Source organism: Lamprocystis purpurea DSM 4197, assembly GCF_000379525.1.
Lineage (GTDB): Bacteria > Pseudomonadota > Gammaproteobacteria > Chromatiales > Chromatiaceae > Thiodictyon > Thiodictyon purpureum.
Map to the genome: position 1 here is coordinate 1 of NZ_KB902511.1, position 16,145 is coordinate 16,145.

Annotated in this window: 11 protein-coding genes; 7 read left to right on the top strand and 4 right to left on the bottom strand. The window is 63.8% G+C overall.

Translation table 11 applies throughout. From position 1 onward, the window contains the following. Positions 1 to 315: 315 nt before the first annotated feature. On the bottom strand, positions 316 to 615 hold the full coding sequence (locus A39O_RS0119210; RefSeq protein ID WP_020506292.1) for a hypothetical protein: 300 nt from the start codon (positions 613 to 615) through the stop codon (positions 316 to 318). A gap of 587 nt (positions 616 to 1,202) precedes the next feature. On the opposite strand from A39O_RS0119210, the gene A39O_RS0119215 reads away from it, so the two are divergent. The 6 genes from A39O_RS0119215 to A39O_RS0119240 all read left to right on the top strand — a co-directional run bounded on the left by A39O_RS0119215 (position 1,203) and on the right by A39O_RS0119240 (position 7,962). After that, the gene (locus A39O_RS0119215; protein ID WP_020506293.1) at positions 1,203 to 2,843 is read left to right on the top strand and encodes a thiamine pyrophosphate-dependent enzyme; all 1,641 of its coding nucleotides are present in this window, start codon (positions 1,203 to 1,205) and stop codon (positions 2,841 to 2,843) included. Positions 2,844 to 2,852: 9 nt separating this feature from the next. Beyond that, the gene (locus A39O_RS0119220) at positions 2,853 to 3,347 is read left to right on the top strand and encodes a 2-oxoacid:acceptor oxidoreductase family protein (RefSeq protein WP_020506294.1); all 495 of its coding nucleotides are present in this window, start codon (positions 2,853 to 2,855) and stop codon (positions 3,345 to 3,347) included. A gap of 306 nt (positions 3,348 to 3,653) precedes the next feature. After that, positions 3,654 to 4,988, top strand: a complete 1,335-nt coding sequence (locus A39O_RS0119225; RefSeq protein ID WP_020506295.1) for a phenylacetate--CoA ligase family protein — start codon at positions 3,654 to 3,656, stop codon at positions 4,986 to 4,988. A gap of 93 nt (positions 4,989 to 5,081) precedes the next feature. Beyond that, positions 5,082 to 5,519, top strand: coding sequence for an ACT domain-containing protein (locus A39O_RS0119230; protein ID WP_020506296.1), 438 nt, complete (start codon positions 5,082 to 5,084; stop codon positions 5,517 to 5,519). A gap of 11 nt (positions 5,520 to 5,530) precedes the next feature. Further along, positions 5,531 to 6,862 carry a phenylacetate--CoA ligase family protein gene (locus tag A39O_RS0119235; RefSeq protein ID WP_020506297.1) on the top strand — a complete coding sequence of 444 codons (1,332 nt, stop codon included), beginning with the start codon at positions 5,531 to 5,533 and terminating at the stop codon, positions 6,860 to 6,862. A 32-nt stretch (positions 6,863 to 6,894) separates the two neighbouring features. Then, entirely contained in the window at positions 6,895 to 7,962 is a 1,068-nt protein-coding gene (locus A39O_RS0119240) for an acyltransferase family protein (RefSeq protein WP_157640274.1), read from the top strand. A gap of 110 nt (positions 7,963 to 8,072) precedes the next feature. Here A39O_RS0119240 and A39O_RS0119245 read toward each other — a convergent pair whose 3' ends face one another. The 3 genes from A39O_RS0119245 to A39O_RS0119255 all read right to left on the bottom strand — a co-directional run bounded on the left by A39O_RS0119245 (position 8,073) and on the right by A39O_RS0119255 (position 13,413). Then, positions 8,073 to 10,265 (bottom strand): patatin-like phospholipase family protein, encoded by a 2,193-nt coding sequence (locus A39O_RS0119245; protein ID WP_020506299.1) that lies wholly within the window; start codon positions 10,263 to 10,265, stop codon positions 8,073 to 8,075. A 99-nt stretch (positions 10,266 to 10,364) separates the two neighbouring features. Next, entirely contained in the window at positions 10,365 to 12,593 is a 2,229-nt protein-coding gene (locus tag A39O_RS0119250; protein WP_020506300.1) for a patatin-like phospholipase family protein, read from the bottom strand. A 193-nt stretch (positions 12,594 to 12,786) separates the two neighbouring features. Then, on the bottom strand, positions 12,787 to 13,413 hold the full coding sequence (locus A39O_RS0119255) for an HD domain-containing protein (protein WP_020506301.1): 627 nt from the start codon (positions 13,411 to 13,413) through the stop codon (positions 12,787 to 12,789). 123 nt (positions 13,414 to 13,536) lie between these two features. Between A39O_RS0119255 and clpB the strand changes: the two genes are divergently transcribed. Then, positions 13,537 to 16,137, top strand: coding sequence for an ATP-dependent chaperone ClpB (gene clpB, locus A39O_RS0119260; RefSeq protein ID WP_026199534.1), 2,601 nt, complete (start codon positions 13,537 to 13,539; stop codon positions 16,135 to 16,137). The last annotated feature ends 8 nt before the right edge of the window (positions 16,138 to 16,145 follow it).

Genomic DNA, 16,145 nt, shown 5'->3' on the forward strand with positions numbered 1-16,145 from the left:
GCGCGCGTCAACATCGCGCCAGTCAAATAAGCTCGGTTCAATGGCCGCCATGGGGTCCTCCTGCAAAGGATCGTCTCGATAACGATATGATCCCTTGGCGGCCGCCTTTTTGCACGACCCCGCCGCTACGCTGGGGNGAATTTTCGCCCGCCGCCCCAGCCCACCCGCGCAACTGACTGATTGTTCGTTCCGGGCTGGGGTAAACGAAAGTTTTCCACCGCCGGGCGGCTTTTCAGTTCAGGGGGTTGCGGACACCGCTAGAGGCTCATGCTTCGACATGACGACCGGCCGGTGCCGGGCGCCGTCTGACGGAGCCTATTCAGCGGTGTCCGTGTCAGCGACCAGCCACCAGTTCCCTTGGGTCAGGATCCAGTGCTCGGTCAAGGATAGAATGCCATGAACGGGCTGGCCGGCCAGCGGCACCTCGGATTCGTATTGCAGCGTGATCAGAACGTCGGCCCGATCGCCGGTAGGGGCCACCGTGACCTGATCGACGGTGATGCCGTACCAACGCATGGCGCTGCCGAACCGGGACAGGTGCTGATCAAGGCTGACCGTCGCCCGATACGCCGGCGTCTCGTAAGCGTAGGCCGCGGCAAAGTCTCGCGCGATCATGTTGTTCCAGCGCGCTTCTGCCCGTTGTTTGATCAGTTCCTGCGGCTGTTGTGTTTCTGCCTCAGGGGGCGGTGGAGTCGCGGGGCCGCAACTGGCGAGGAGCATTACACACAGTAGGGCCAGAGAGAGAAAGCCCTGCAGTGAGGACCGGCGAAGCCGCACGGACATAACGAACTCCAAGAGTAGGGTCGGGACCGGCGGTGTCGCCCGATGCCCCGCGGGCTCAGGCGAGCCGGTGCCGACGCAAGTGACTGACCTCCAGTTCCGAACTTCGTCATCGTCTCATGATGGCGGTTGAAGCCTGAAGTCACGAAATGTCAGCCATTGCGCTTGCTGAATTGAAACACAGAATAGCAGGCGATCGGTTATCCTGCAACTGTAATTTTTGTGCAACAGCTATTGCATAGCTTGCTGTTTACAAAAGTTTATCTAGATCGCTAACGATTCGTTCCCGGCGCTGGTGCAGGCGGCTCTCATGTAAAGAAGATACAGACTCCGCGCCGGGCAGCGCCGCCCTTGCCGCGATGCGGGAGCGGAGCGGATAATCGCGGGTTTCCAAATGACTGTCCGCGAGGGCGAACTGAACCATGAGCGAGTCACCGCAACTGTCGAGTGAACTGTTGAGTGGCGACGAGGCGATCGCCCTGGCGGCGCTGCATGCCGGCGTCCGGCTGGGTACCGGTTATCCGGGGACCCCATCGACCGAGATTCTGGAAACCTTCGACCGCCTCGGCGGCCGGGCGCAGTGGTCGCCCAATGAAAAGGTCGCGCTGGAGGTCGGTCTGGGCGCGGCCTTCGGCGGGGCGCGGACCCTGGTGACCATGAAGCATGTCGGGCTGAACGTGGCCGCGGACCCGCTGTTCACGGCAACCTATACGGATTTGGCCGGCGGGCTGGTGCTGGTCTCGGCGGACGATCCGGGCATGGCCTCCAGCCAGAACGAGCAGGATAACCGCCACTACGCCCGGGCCGCGGCCGTGCCCATGCTGGAGCCCATCGATTCCCAGCAGGCCTATGACCTGACCTTGCTGGCTTTCGAGATTTCCGAGCGCTGGCAAATCCCGGTGATTCTGCGCATCACCACCCGCGTCTGTCACTCCAAGACCATCGTGCGGCCCGGCGCGACGCCCCATCTTTCGCCCGAGCCGGGTTTCGAGCGCAACATCCCGTCGCGGGTCATGATCCCGGCCTATGCCAAGCCGGCGCATCGCCGCTTGCGCGAGAAGATCGCCGCGATTGCGGTCTGGAACGATGCGCAGGGGCCGAATCAGGTCTTCGACGGCGGGTCCGAGCTCGGCATCATCGCCACCGGCATCGCCGCCGTGCATGCCCGCGAGGCGGCGCCGCACGCGCGCCTGCTCACCATCGGCATGACGCATCCCCTGCCGCTGGAGACGATCCGGCGCTTCGCCGATGGCTGCGACCGGCTCGTGGTGCTGGAGGAGGGCGATCCGGTGCTGGTCGAGGCGTTGGGCGCGGCCGGCATCCCGGCGGAAGGCAAGCCCGAGTCCTTCCGCTTCGGCGAGCTGACGGTGCAGCGGGTGCGGCGCATCCTGACGCACGACCAGACACCGGAGCCGGTGCCGCCCAAAGGCAAGCCGCCGGAGCTGTGCCAGGGGTGTTCGCACCGGGGCGTCTTCGAGGTCCTGCGCGACATGAACTGTATCGTCGCCGGGGATATCGGCTGCTACACCCTGGGGGTGCTGCCGCCCTTCCAGGCCATGGATACCTGCGTGTGCATGGGGGCGAGCATCGGCGTGGGTTTGGGGCTGCGGCATGTCCTGCCGGAAGATCAGGCGCGGCGGGTGGTCAGTGTCATCGGCGACTCCACCTTCGTCCATTCCGGCATCACCGGTCTGGCCGAGATGGTCTATAACCCGCCCGCGACCGGCCATGTCGTCATGATCCTGGACAACGGCACCACCGCCATGACCGGCCAGCAGGAGCATCCGGGCACCGGGCGCACCCTGCACCACGACCCGACCGGTAAAATCTGTTTCGAGGATCTGGCGCGCGCCATGGGGGTGCAGAACGTTCATGTGGTGCACTTCCAGTCGGAGGAGGGCACCCTGGAGCGGTTGCTCAAGGACTTGCTGTCCCGGTCCGAGACCTCGCTCGTGGTGGCCCGTCAGCCCTGTGTGCTGGCCGCCCCCAAGATCCGGTTCTATGAGAAGGCCGCGGCCGATCGGCTGCAGGCCGCCTGTCCGTCCCAGTTGGCGGACGATTGAGGTCGCGCGATGAATAAAGTCACGAATATCGTTATCGCCGGGCTCGGCGGCCAAGGGGTGCTCAAGGCCTCCGACATCCTGGCGGATGCCGCCTTCCGGGCCGGCTTTGACGTCAAGAAGAGTGAACTCCACGGCATGAGCCAGCGCGGCGGCTCGGTGAGCAGCGACGTGCGCTTCGGTGCGCAGGTGTGGAGTCCGATGGTCCCCGCGGGGGAGGCCGATGTGCTGGTCGTGCTGGAAGAGACCCAGGTGGAGATCAACCGCGGCGTGTTGCGTCCCGGCGGGGCGCTGATCGGTCCGGACCTGATCGGCCCCAACGTCCTCAAGACCCGCAAGAGCCTGAATGTCGCCCTGCTGGGAGCGCTGTCGGCGTTGCTGGAAATCCCCCGGGAGCATTGGGACGCGGCCATCCATGCCAACCTGGAGACCAAGCTGCACACGCTCAATGACCAGGCCTTTGCGCTAGGCCGGGCCGCTGCGGCGCAGCGGGCGACCGCGGCCTGAGCCCGTGAGTGGCGCCGTGAAAGTCGCGCAGCGACCCTGTGGGAGCGGCGTCCCGCCGCGATGGGGCCGGGCGTGTCACCGCAGCGTTCGCGGTCACCGCGGCACCGCATCGCGGCGGGACGCCGCTCCCACGGGGGACATTCATCGTCCGGGGTGGCTGATGTTCCTTCCATGGCTGTTAGCCTGACCAGGGCCGCGTCGACGCGATGGCGACCGGCGAAAGCCTCGGCCTCGGTCTTCCGGCGGCCGAAACGACGATCAAGGCCCCACTAACCACTAACCACTGCTTTCAGGAGACGAGCATCCATGCAAACCGAGCTTTGGAACGACGCGGCGGGGGGCTTTCATCCCGTCAGTGCGCCGGACTTCCTGCCCGAGGCGCGCCTGCAAGAGGTGCAACTGCGGCGCCTGCGGGCGGTGGTCGGGCGTGCCTATGCGCACGTTCCCTTGTTCCGCCAACGCATGGACGATCTGGGGCTGACGCCGGACGCCATCGGCAGCCTCGCGGACATCGCCAAGCTGCCGTTCACCGTCAAGACCGATCTGCGCGACACCTATCCGTTCGGGCTCTTCGCGAGTCCGATGGGCGACGTGGTGCGGCTGCACGCCTCCTCCGGGACGACCGGCAAGCCGATCGTGGTCGCCTATACACGCGAGGACGTGGACGTCTGGGCTGAGGTCATGGCCCGCACCTTCGCTGCCTGCGGCCTGCACCGCGGCGATATTCTGCAAAACGCCTTCGGCTACGGGCTCTTCACCGGGGGGCTGGGTGCGCACTATGGCGCCGAGGCCTTGGGCGCGACCGTCATCCCGGTCTCCGGCGGCAACACTGAACGCCAGATCATGGTCCTGAAGGACTTCGGCGTGTCCGCTCTGTGCTGCACCCCGAGCTATTTCGTGCACCTGATCGAACGCGCCCGGGAGGTCGGGGTGGATCTGCGCGAACTCCCGCTGCGGGTCGGCGTTTTCGGTGCCGAGCCCTGGTCGGACGCCATGCGGGCGCATATCGAGGCCGAGGCTGGGGTCAAGGCTTATGACATCTATGGCCTCTCCGAGATCATCGGTCCCGGGGTGGCCAGCGAGTGCGCCGCCCAAGAGGGGCTGCACGTCTTCGAAGACCACTTCTACCCGGAGATCATCGACCCGGAGACCTGCCGGCCGCTGCCCGACGGCACCGAGGGTGAACTGGTGCTGACCACGCTCAGCAAGAAAGCGATGCCGATGATCCGTTACCGCACCCGCGATATCACCCGGATCATCAGTGAGCCCTGCGCGTGCGGCCGCAGCCTGCGGCGCATCCGGCGGATCGGGCGGCGTAGCGACGACATGATCATCATTCGCGGGGTCAATGTCTTCCCGTCCCAGATCGAGGCTGCCCTGTTGGAGGTGGAAGGGACCCTGCCGCATTATCAGATCATCCTCACCCGCGAGCGCGGGCTGGACCAGATCGCGGTTGAAGTCGAGGTCACCGCGGAGGTCTTCAGCGACAAGATCCGTGCCCTGGAGGCCGTGCGTGCCCGTCTTGCGCAGGCCATCGAGCACATCTGCGGAATTCGCGTCGACCTGCGGCTGGTGGAACCGCGCACCATCGCGCGCAGCGAAGGCAAGGCCCGCCGCGTGATCGACCAGCGCAACATCTGACGCCGGCCGCCATCGAATTTCGCCTTTCAAACCCAGGTTGGAAGCCGGCGGCCGACGGCCGTCGGCGGCAACCAAGATCGGGAGTGTCGACGCATGAAACTGCAACAGTTGTCCCTGTTTCTCGAGAACCGTCCGGGGCGCCTTGGCGCCCCCCTGGAGGCCATCGCCGCCGAGGGCATCAACCTGATGACCCTGTCACTGGCGGACACCGCCCAATTCGGCATCCTGCGTCTGATCGTGCGCGAGTGGGAGCGGGCCAAGCAGGTCCTGGAGCACGCCGGGTGGGTGGTCAATCTCACCGAGGTGGTGGCGGTCGACGTGCCCGACCGCCCCGGCGGTCTGGCCGAGGTGCTGCGGGTCTTGGAGAGCGCGGGCCTCAACATCGAATACATGTATGCCTTCTCGCTGCGCCGCGGCGACAAGGCCATCCTGATCTTCCGCTTCGAGGACCCGGACCCGGCGATCGATGTCCTCAAGACCGCCGGCCTGCATGTGGTCGATGCCGAGGAACTCTTCAGCCATTTCCCGTGAGTCAATCACCCATGCCGCAATCCGGCTTTCTGATCGAAAACCGCATCTTCGACCCGGCGGAGACCCTGTCGCGGCCGGATCTGGCGGCGCTGCAACTGGAGCGTTTGCGTGACTTGGTCGAGCGGGTCGCGCACGTCCATTTTTATCGCGACCATTTCACCCTGCATGACATCACCAGGCGCAGCATCCGCACGCTCGATGATCTGCGCCGCCTGCCCTTTACCACCAAGGACGATCTGCGCCGCCACCAGCCATTGGGTTTTCTGGCGGTCCCGCGCAAGGACCTGGCGCGCATTCACGGCTCGTCCGGCACCACCGGCCGGCCGACCTTCGTCGCCTATACGCCCGACGACCTGCGCATCTGGTCCGGGCTGTGCGCGCGCTTCCTGGTCGCGGGTGGTCTGAAACCCGAGCATACGGTGCAGATCGCCTTCGGTTACGGGCTCTTCACCGGCGGCTTCGGGCTGCACTATGGGGTCGAGCTGGTCGGTGCGGCCATCATCCCCGCCGCTTCCGGCAATACCCGGCGTCAGCTCGATATCATCCACGATCTGCAACCCGAGGCGCTGATCTGCACCCCGAGTTATGCCCTGACCATCGCCGACGCCGCCCGCGATGCCGGATTGGACCCGCGGGCCTTGTCGCTGCGCTACGGCCACTTCGGCGGCGAGCCCTGGACCGAGGATATGCGCCGCGAGATCGAAGAGGAGCTCGACATCCTCGCCTTCAACAACTACGGACTCTCGGAGGTCATCGGCCCCGGGGTCAGCGGCGAATGCGCGGCGCGCAACGGCATGCATCTGCAAGAGGATCACTTTCTGGTGGAGTGCATCGACCCGGAGACCCTGGCGCCGGTGGCCGAGGGTGAACCTGGTGAGCTGGTCATCACCACCCTGACCCGGCAGGCCATGCCGATGATTCGCTACCGGACCCGCGATATCGCGCGGATCTACCGCGCGCCTTGTCCGTGCGGCCGCAACACCCTGCGCATGAGCCGGGTGGCCGGGCGCAGCGACGACATGCTGATCATTCGCGGGGTCAATGTCTTTCCATCGCAGATCGAGGAAGCCCTGTTGCGGGTCGACGGCACCACCCCCCATTATCTGATCGAGGTCAGCCGACCCGGCACCCTGGATCAGGTCACGGTCAAGGTGGAGATCCGCCGCGAATCCTTCTCCGACCGGATGGACCGGATGCAGGCACTGCGTGAGCGTATTGCCCGTGAGATTCACACGGTCGCCGGCATCCGCGCCGAAGTCGAGCTGGTGGAGCCGCGCAGCATCGAGCGCTTTGCCGGCAAGGCGAAGCGGGTCATGGATAAGCGGGGGTTGACCGAGACGTGATTCATAGGGAAATATCCGACAAGAAATTCCAAGTGGATTCCCTCGATGGTCTTCGCGGGTTTGCCGTATTGATCGTTGTTCTTAGTCATACCAGTAATTCCGGTATGTTTTTTGTTCCAATCCTTGATTTAGGAGGTATAGGAAAGTCCGGTGTATTTCTGTTTTTCCTTCTGAGTTCTTTTTTGCTTACGCTGATTTTGTTACAGAAGGGCAAGGAAATATTGTCATATTCAGTCATGTCACACTATTGGCAGAGACGATTTTTTCGCATCTACCCACTCTATACTCTCTATTTGTTGCTTGCGGTTATGAGTACCTGGTTTTTCGCGACTGCTCTCGGGCGGAGTGGTGTCGGAATACCTTTTGACTTGAATTGGCATGGTTTCTTGAGTCACTTGTTCCTATTGGAAGGCAAAGATGTGACCTGGAGTATTGCGGTTGAGTTTAAATTTTATTTCTTGCTTCCCTTTCTGGTGCTGACCATCGTTTTCATCCGGTCATATGGTTATGGTGCAACAGTATTGTATTTTTTTCTGCTGATGTCGTTATCCCAAATCATATCACCGCAAAGCGAATCCTTAACAAATGATCCGCGATTGTCGCCTTATCTGCCGATATTTATCGTTGGTGTATTTCTTGCTGTTCTCCAGGACGGTATCAACCGAAACGGGCTGAACAAAATTGCGAGGGAAACTTTAAGATACTCGGGGTTCCTTGGTGTTTTCGGCGTTATCATCATGACGCCTCTGGTTTTTTCGTTGCTGGGGAAGCGTGTCCCATACAACTATTTTCATAAACAGTTTATTCTATATGCAATTTGTTGGTCACTGATCCTCTTGTCAGCGGTCAACGTCAGAGGAGTGATCCAGCGTTTTTTTGCTCTTCCGTTACTGATGTACTATGGCGCACTCAGTTTTAGTCTTTATCTTTTTCATCCAATATTCATTATGTTCGTCAAAGACGCCGGGGTCAATGGGTATTTCGGCGCCTGGTTCGTTCTACTCGCTTCCACTGCAGCGGCGTATATCTCTTTTAAGGTATTGGAAGGTCCAGTTTCGAAATATAAGATGGGCGAGAGTTCCCTTTATAACCGGACATAGGGGCGGGTTTCAAACCCGCCCCTACACGAAGGTCTGTCTGGATATCAGGTGCGAACGCTATACGACAACGACAGTCTATCCTCGGAAGTCCATGAGCCAAAGTGCCGGACTCATGGCCGCCCGAGGATGATATAACCGGTGGTCTCGCCGTCCCCGGTCAGGCCGATACCGAAGTAGGCCGGTCCCAGCCAGGTATCGGCACCGAGAAAGAAGCTGCTGCCGAAGCGGGTTCCGGATTCGTTCAGTTGCTCGATGGTTTCACTCAGGGTGCCGACCTCCAGTGATCCGCCGATATAGACTCCGCGGCCCAGCGGCGGCGGCAGTGCCGTGAGCAGCCGGTAGTAGGTCAGTGAGCCGAAGGCGACGTTGTTGCCGCGGAACTCGTCCGTGGCATAGCCTGACAGGCGCTGGAAGCCGCCCAATGTGAATTGATCGTAATAGGGCATGTCGCTGCCGAAAGCGGTGCCGACATCGGCCTGCGCGACGATGGTGTTGTCGCCGAAGCTGAAGGCGCCGGCCCAGTAGCCCGAGGCGCGGTTGAAGCTGACGTCCGCGCCCATCGCCGGCTGTGGTGAGCGCAGGTCCAGTGACAGGCGGTGACCGCGCCGCGGCAGAAAAGCGGAGTCGAGGGTGTCGTAGACGAAGGCCGCGCGCAGGCCGGTTTCATTGGATTCCGGTTCGGGGAGTTCAGGGTCGCCGGTATCCAGTTTGGCATTGGCGCGGCCAAGGATGGCGCCGATGCGCAGTTCCGCATTGCCGCCGAACAGGGTTGCGCCCAGGTCCAGGCCGAGCGTGCTGCGCGACAGGTCATAGCGCGCGACGCGTTTGCCGTCCTTGAAAACGCTGAGCGGCACCCGCGAAAATCCCAGGCTGGGCAGCACGAAGGTGGAGCGTTCGACTGAGAACGGTTGGTAAAACTCGGTGTAGAGATCGGTGACGTTGCCGATTTGCGCGGTCGTATACCATTCGGCGCCAAGATCATTGATCCAGGTCCGGCGATAGGTGCCGCGCAGGCCGAAGCGGTTGTCGCCCTCGAAATCAGTGGCGATGCCGAGACCGAAGGTCAGATAGCCGGGTCCCCAGGGTTTCTCGCGGGCGTTGATGTCCAGGCGGTTGCCGCCGTTCGTCCGATCCAGGTCGTAGTTGATGTTCTTGAAGTCGCCGCGGCCATAGATCTTGCCGATGTCGGACTCCAGCCGTTTCCGGTTCAGCACCCGTCCTTCCTGATGGTCGATCAGCGGTTCGAAGATGGCCGGATTGACGAATTCGAGGCCCGCGACCTTGACCTCGTCGATGGGCGCCCGGTCCGGAATGGCCAGCGGCCGGTCGGCCCGCCAGGCTGCATAGGCGTCCGGGCTGACGCTCAGGTGCGCCAGCCGCGGCGCGGCCTTGCGCGCCGCGATCTCGCCGATGCGGATCGCATCGGCGGCGCGGTCGAAGTTGCTGGAGGTGATATCGCCCAGGTCCGGTGAGATCAGCACGTCCGTGCCGGGGCGCAGTTCCTTGAGTGATCGCTGGACGTTTTGTTCAGTGAGAATCGCGACCATCTGTCCCACGACCCCCACGACCGACTCCAGCTGATCGCGGGGAAGATAAGATCCGCCCAGGTTGACCGCGATGACCAGATCGACGCCCATCGCGCGGGCCACGTCCACCGGCAGATTGCGCACCAGGCCGCCGTCCACATAGATGTTCTCGCCGATCTCTACCGGGGCGAAGATCCCTGGCACCGACATGCTGGCGCGCATCACTTCCGGCAAAGGGCCTGAGTCGAACACCTGCATGTCGCCGTTTTCCAGATTGGTGGCCACCGCGCGAAACGGGATCGGCAGCTCATCGAACTGCTTGATCCCGTCGGCGTTCTTGACCAGGTCACCGAAGAACAGCTCGACCTTCTGTCCGGCCAGTGCCCCGCTCGGCAGTCTGAGCTTGCCCTCGCGCACGCCGACGCTGAAGTCGAAGTTCGGTTGCAGGCTCTGCTCGCGGCGGCGGATCGGCCAGTCGTCCCGCGGCGAGTCGTCGACAAAGAGTTTGTTCCAGTTCACCTCGGTCAAGCGGCGCGCCATCTCGGCCGGGCTCACGCCGCTGGCATAGGTGCCGCCCACCAGCGCGCCCATGCTGGTTCCGACCACGACCGCGATGGGAATGCGCAATTCTTCCAGCACCTTGAGCACACCCACATGCGCCGCCCCGCGGGCGCCGCCGCCGCTCAGCACCAGACCGATCCGCGGGTAGGCGGCATCGCGCGCCGCGGTCGGCAGCGCGACGCAGCAAATCAACAACAGCAACAACAGGCGTTTCATCGGTTTTGCAACTCTGTGGGGGCGCGGGGCCGCGCGTCCATAGGCGGGATCATACCTGACCCGCTTCCCGTGCTGCCGTTGCGAATCCATGACGGCGGGTCAGGGCCACCCGATGCTGATATAGCCGGTGCCTTCACCGTCGCCGGAGACCCCGAGGCCCAGATAGGCGGGTCCGATCAAGGTATCGACCCCGAGGAAGAGGCTGCTGCCGAAGCGGGTCCCCGGCGCGGTCAGCGCCGGCTCGGTGTCCTCCAGGGTGCCGACCTCCAGTGAGCCGCCGACATAGACCCCGCGCGTCAGGGGCAGCTTCAAGCGGGTCAGGTGGTAGTAGTAGGTGAGCGAGCCGAAGGCCATGCGATCACCGCGCAGTTCATCGATGGCATAGCCGGACAGACGTTGGAAGCCCCCGAGCGCGAACTGGTCGTAATAGGGTAGGGGATCACCAAAGCCCGCGCCGAACTCGGCGCGGCTGACGAGCGTATGAGCGCCGCTGCTGTAGGCGGCAGTCCAATGACCCGACACCCTCTGAAAATCCAGGTCCGCGCCCATGACGGGTTCCGGCGCGCGCAGGTCCAGGACCACGCGGTTGCCGCGCCGCGGCAGCGTGGCGCTGTCGAGCGTGTCGTACCGGAAAGCGACCCGCAGACCGCTTTCGTTCATCGACTGCTCTGGGATCGTCGGGATACTCGGGAAGCTCGTATCGCGTTTGGGGGTTGCGCTGCCGAGGAAAGCACCGATCCGCAGCTCGGCATTGCCGCCGGGCAGGGTACTGCCCAGGTCCAGGCCGATGGCGTCACGGATCAGATCATAACGCGCGATACGTGTACCTTGCTCGAAAACACTCACCGGGGCCATCCCGATGCTCAGGCTGGGGGCGACGAAGAACCGGCGGTCGATCGCCAGGGGTTGGTAGACCTCGGTGTGGAGGCCCATCAGGTCCCCGAATTGCACGCTCGTCAACCATTCACCCCCGAGCGGATTGAGCCAGGAGCGGCGATAGGTTGCCCGCAGGCTGTAGCGGTCGTCGCTCTTGAAATCCGTGGAGAGACCGAGTCCAAAGCTGAGGTAGCCGGGTCCCCAGGGCTTTTCGTGAGCCCGGACGAGCAGGCGATTCCGGTCGTCCGACAAGGTCGGGTCAACCAGCGGATTCAGGTCATAATTGATGTTCTTGAAATCGCCCAGGCCGTAGATGGTCTGGATGTCGGACTCCAGACGCTCACGGTCCAGGGGCCGTCCTTGCTGATGGGCGGCCAGGGGTGCGAACAGGGCGGGATTGACCTGCGTCAGACCCGCAATCTCGACCGCGGCGATCGGTGCCTCGTCCGCGGTCGGGCGGGCGCGGGCGGCCCGCCAGGCGGCATAAGCCGCGGGACTGAGGCTCAGGCGCCGCAGCGCCGGGGCCGCTGCCCGGGCGGCAGCCTCGCCGCGGCGGATTGCTTCCGCGGCGCTCTTGAAGTCGCTTGAGCTGATGCTGTCGAGATCGGGTGAGATCAGGATGTCCTGGTCGGGGCGCAACTGTGCGAGCGAATCCTGGACGTTCTTCTCGGTGAGAATGGCGAGCATCTGTTCCATGACCCCAACCACCGACTGCAACCGATCGCGCGGGAGCAAGGCGCCCCCCAGATTGACCGCGATGACCAAATCCACGCCCATGCGGCGGGCCACATCCACCGGCAGGTTGCGAACCAGACCGCCGTCGACATAGATGCGCTCCCCGATTTCGACCGGAGCGAAGACCCCGGGAACCGACATACTGGCGCGCATCACCTCCGGCAGGGGACCGGAATCGAAGACCTTCATGCGACCGTCTTCCAAGTCGGTGGCGACGGCGCGGAAGGGAATCGGCAGGTCGTCGAACGTCGGCACCGCCTCGGTGCCCGCGATCAGCGCGCTGAAGAAGTTCTCCACCTTTTGTCCGGCCAGGGCGCCGCCCGGCAATTTGATCCTGCCCTTGTGGAAGCCGACGCTCAGGTCGACCGACGGCTGTAAGTCCAGTTGCTTGCGCCGGATCGGCCAGTGCTGACGCGGTGGGTCGTCCAGGAGCAAGTCGTCCCAGTCGACCCTGGTCAGGTGCCACTCCATCTCCGCCGCACTGCGGCCGGCCGCATAGACGCCGCCCACCAGCGCGCCCATGCTGGTTCCGGCGATGGCGCTGATGGGAATCCGCAGTTCCTCCAGCACCTTGAGCACGCCGACATGGGCCGCCCCGCGGGCGCCGCCGCCGCTCAAGACCAGACCGATGCGCGGGTGGGGCGCGTCGGCCGCGACCCCCGGCAAGGCGATGCAACAGAGTAACAACAGGAACCACGGCAGCAACCAGCGTCTCATCGGGGGACTCCACAGGGCAGCGCGGCCGCGCGGCCGCGTGGGGGAGGATACCTGAGATGCGCGGGGTTATTTTACGCGGCTGCGCCGATATCAAACTCCGTAGGAGCCCGCTTGCGGGCGACGTGATCCGCCGGAATCGAGCCATTGTGCCTCCCCCCGTCGCCCGCAAGCGGGCTCCTACTTATCGACAACGTCACTGAGGCTCATTCCTTTCATTGACCAGTGATTCCAACTCAGCCACCACCCGCTCCAGTTCGTCGATCAGGGCCGCCGGGGCCTGGCCGGCCGTGCGGAAGGCCTCGGCGAGACTGCGGTAGTACCAGAGGTGCTCGGCCGGCTCTCTACGGCTGAAGCGTTCCCACAGGGCGTCGCCGAGACTGCGGTAATCCAGCAGCATGGAGCGGGCATTGTGCAGTTTGTCGGCGATGCTCACCCGGTGGTAAGCCGGGTCCGGCGTGTCGCGCACATGGCGGATGTAGGACTCCTTGCGCTCGCGCCAGGGTGGTTTGGGAACGCTCTCGGCATCGGTGCAGCCGTTGACGATCCAGAGCACGGTAGCCCCGTAGCGTGCGTGGATGGCGGCGCGCAGCGCCGCGGCCCCGCCCTGATGTTCCGCCTGATCCTCGATGGCGTCGTGCAGTAGGGCGGCGATCGCCTCGTCCTCACTGCCGCCGTGCTCCAGTACCAGACTGGCGACGGCCAGCAGATGCGCGATGTACGGGGCCTTGGCGCCCTTGCGCACCTGATGGTTGTGCAGTTGCCCGGCATAGTGCAGGGCATCGAAGAAGCGCTCGGAGAGCAGTGCGTCCGGTTCGATCATGCGGTGATCAGTCCCAAAAAGGAAACAAGGATAGTCTTGTTCGGTTAGGAACCGAACCCCTTGAAGTCGGACCGCGTGTCCGCAACTTGCGGATATCCACATGTTTCATCAGAGATCTGCACCATGCGCATGGACAAACTGACGGCCAAGTTCCAAATGGCCCTGGCTGACGCTCAGAGTCTGGCCTTGGGGCGCGATCATCAGTTCATCGAGCCCATTCATCTGATGACCGCCCTGCTGGATCAGCAGGGAGGGACCGTTCGTCACCTGTTGACCCAGGCGGACGTGAACGTGAACCGGTTGCGCTCGGCCCTGGGCGAGGCGCTGGAGCGGCTGCCGTCCGTGCAGGGTGCGGCGGCGGGTGACGTGCATGTCAGCAATGACCTGAACCGGCTGCTGAATCATACCGACAAGCTGGCTCAGCAGCGCGGCGACCAGTACATCGCATCCGAACTTTTCGTGCTGGCGGCACTGGAGGACAAGGGCGTCCTGGGCTCCGCCTTGCGGGACGCGGGTGCCAGCAAAGGAGCCATCGAGGGGGCGATCACGTCGGTGCGGGGCGGTCAGGCCGTCGATGATCCGAACGCCGAGGAGCAACGCCAGGCGCTGGAGAAATACTCCATCGACCTGACCGAACGGGCGGAGCAGGGCAAGCTGGACCCGGTGATCGGCCGCGATGATGAGATCCGCCGCACCATTCAGGTGCTGGGGCGGCGGACCAAGAACAATCCGGTGCTGATCGGCGAGCCGGGGGTGGGTAAGACCGCCATCGTCGAGGGGTTGGCCCAGCGCATCATCAATGGCGAGGTCCCGGAAGGGCTCAAGTCCAAGCGTCTGCTCTCGCTCGATATGGCTGCCCTGATCGCCGGGGCCAAGTTCCGCGGTGAATTCGAGGAGCGGCTCAAGGCCGTGCTCAATGATGTGGCCCGCCAGGAGGGCAACATCATTCTCTTCATCGACGAACTGCATACCATGGTCGGCGCCGGCAAGGCCGAGGGCGCCATGGACGCCGGCAACATGCTGAAACCCGCCCTGGCCCGCGGCGAACTGCACTGCATCGGCGCGACCACTCTGGACGAGTACCGCAAATACATCGAGAAGGACGCCGCCCTGGAGCGGCGGTTCCAGAAGGTGTTGGTGGACGAGCCCAACGTGGAAGACACCATCGCCATCCTGCGCGGACTCAAGGAGCGCTATGAGGTCCACCACGCGGTCGAGATCACCGACCCGGCCATCGTGGCCGCGGCGACCCTATCGCATCGCTACATCACGGACCGTCAGTTGCCGGACAAGGCGATCGACCTGATCGACGAGGCGGCCTCGCAGATCCGCATGGAGATCGATTCGATGCCGGAGGAGATGGACCGGCTCGATCGTCGCGTGATCCAGCTCAAGATCGAGCGGGAGGCGCTCAAGAAAGAGTCGGATGATGCCTCCAAGAAGCGCCTGGCCGACCTGGAAGGCCAGATCGAACGCCTGGAGCGCGAGTTCACCGACTTGAACGAGGTCTGGAAGTCCGAGAAGGCGGCTGTTCAGGGCACCGCGCACATCAAGGAGGAGCTGGACCGGGCGCGCATCGAGATGGAGACCGCCCGGCGTGCCGGCGATCTGGGGCGCATGTCCGAACTCGCCTACGGGCGTATTCCTGAATTGGAAAAGCAGTTGGCCGTCGCCGGCGAGGTAGAGCAAGGCGAGACCCGACTGCTGCGCAACAAGGTCACCGAGGAAGAGGTGGCCGACATCGTCTCCAAGTGGACCGGCATCCCGGTGTCCAAGATGCTGGAGGGTGAGCGGGACAAACTGTTGCGCATGGAGACGGCACTGGGTCAGCGGGTGGTCGGTCAGGACGAGGCGGTGCGGGCGGTGAGCGACGCCATCCGCCGCTCGCGTGCCGGGTTGTCGGACCCCAATCGGCCGATCGGTTCCTTCCTCTTCCTGGGCCCGACCGGCGTCGGCAAGACCGAGTTGTGCAAGGCGTTGGCCGCGTTCCTCTTCGATACCGAGGACGCGATGGTGCGCATCGACATGTCCGAGTTCATGGAGAAGCACTCGGTGGCGCGCCTGATCGGTGCGCCCCCCGGCTATGTCGGTTACGAGGAGGGCGGTCACCTGACCGAATTGATCCGCCGTCGGCCCTATAGCGTCATCCTGCTCGATGAGGTGGAGAAGGCCCATCCGGATGTTTTCAATGTCCTCTTGCAGGTGCTCGACGATGGGCGCCTGACCGACGGCCAGGGGCGTACCGTCGACTTTCGCAATGCGGTCATCGCGATGACCAGCAACCTGGGTTCGGATGTGATCCAGCAACGGGCGGGTGAAGCCAACTATGCCGAGATGAAAGAGGCGGTGATGGAGCATGTGCGCCTGGCTTTCCGGCCCGAGTTCATCAACCGGCTCGATGACATCGTCGTCTTCCACCCCTTGAGTGCAGTACAGATCCGCGCCATCGCCCGTATCCAGATCCAGTTCCTGCGTAAGCGGCTGGCCGATCGGGACATGAGCCTGGAACTCAGCGACGCCGCCCTGGACCATCTGGGCGATGCGGGATTCGATCCGGTCTATGGCGCCCGACCCTTGAAGCGGGCGATCCGCGCCCAGTTGGAAAACCCGCTGGCCCAGGAGATCCTGTCCGGCAAGTTCGGCCCGGGCGACCGGATCGAGGTGGACTTCGCGGATGGGGCTTTGCGCTTCGATCGGGTGCTGCAAGGGGAAGTGGTCGGCTAACCACTGCG

Excerpts from the sequence above, each read along its gene's own strand:
- A39O_RS0119250 (WP_020506300.1), bottom strand. The coding sequence starts at position 12,593 with ATGAGACGCTGGTTGCTGCCGTGGTTCCTGTTGTTACTCTGTTGCATC.
- A39O_RS0119235 (WP_020506297.1), top strand. The coding sequence starts at position 5,531 with ATGCCGCAATCCGGCTTTCTGATCGAAAACCGCATCTTCGACCCGGCG.
- A39O_RS0119220 (WP_020506294.1), top strand. The coding sequence starts at position 2,853 with ATGAATAAAGTCACGAATATCGTTATCGCCGGGCTCGGCGGCCAAGGG.
- A39O_RS0119255 (WP_020506301.1), bottom strand. The coding sequence starts at position 13,413 with ATGATCGAACCGGACGCACTGCTCTCCGAGCGCTTCTTCGATGCCCTG.
- A39O_RS0119245 (WP_020506299.1), bottom strand. The coding sequence starts at position 10,265 with ATGAAACGCCTGTTGTTGCTGTTGTTGATTTGCTGCGTCGCGCTGCCG.
- A39O_RS0119230 (WP_020506296.1), top strand. The coding sequence starts at position 5,082 with ATGAAACTGCAACAGTTGTCCCTGTTTCTCGAGAACCGTCCGGGGCGC.
- A39O_RS0119215 (WP_020506293.1), top strand. The coding sequence starts at position 1,203 with ATGAGCGAGTCACCGCAACTGTCGAGTGAACTGTTGAGTGGCGACGAG.
- A39O_RS0119225 (WP_020506295.1), top strand. The coding sequence starts at position 3,654 with ATGCAAACCGAGCTTTGGAACGACGCGGCGGGGGGCTTTCATCCCGTC.
- clpB (WP_026199534.1), top strand. The coding sequence starts at position 13,537 with ATGCGCATGGACAAACTGACGGCCAAGTTCCAAATGGCCCTGGCTGAC.
- A39O_RS0119210 (WP_020506292.1), bottom strand. The coding sequence starts at position 615 with ATGATCGCGCGAGACTTTGCCGCGGCCTACGCTTACGAGACGCCGGCG.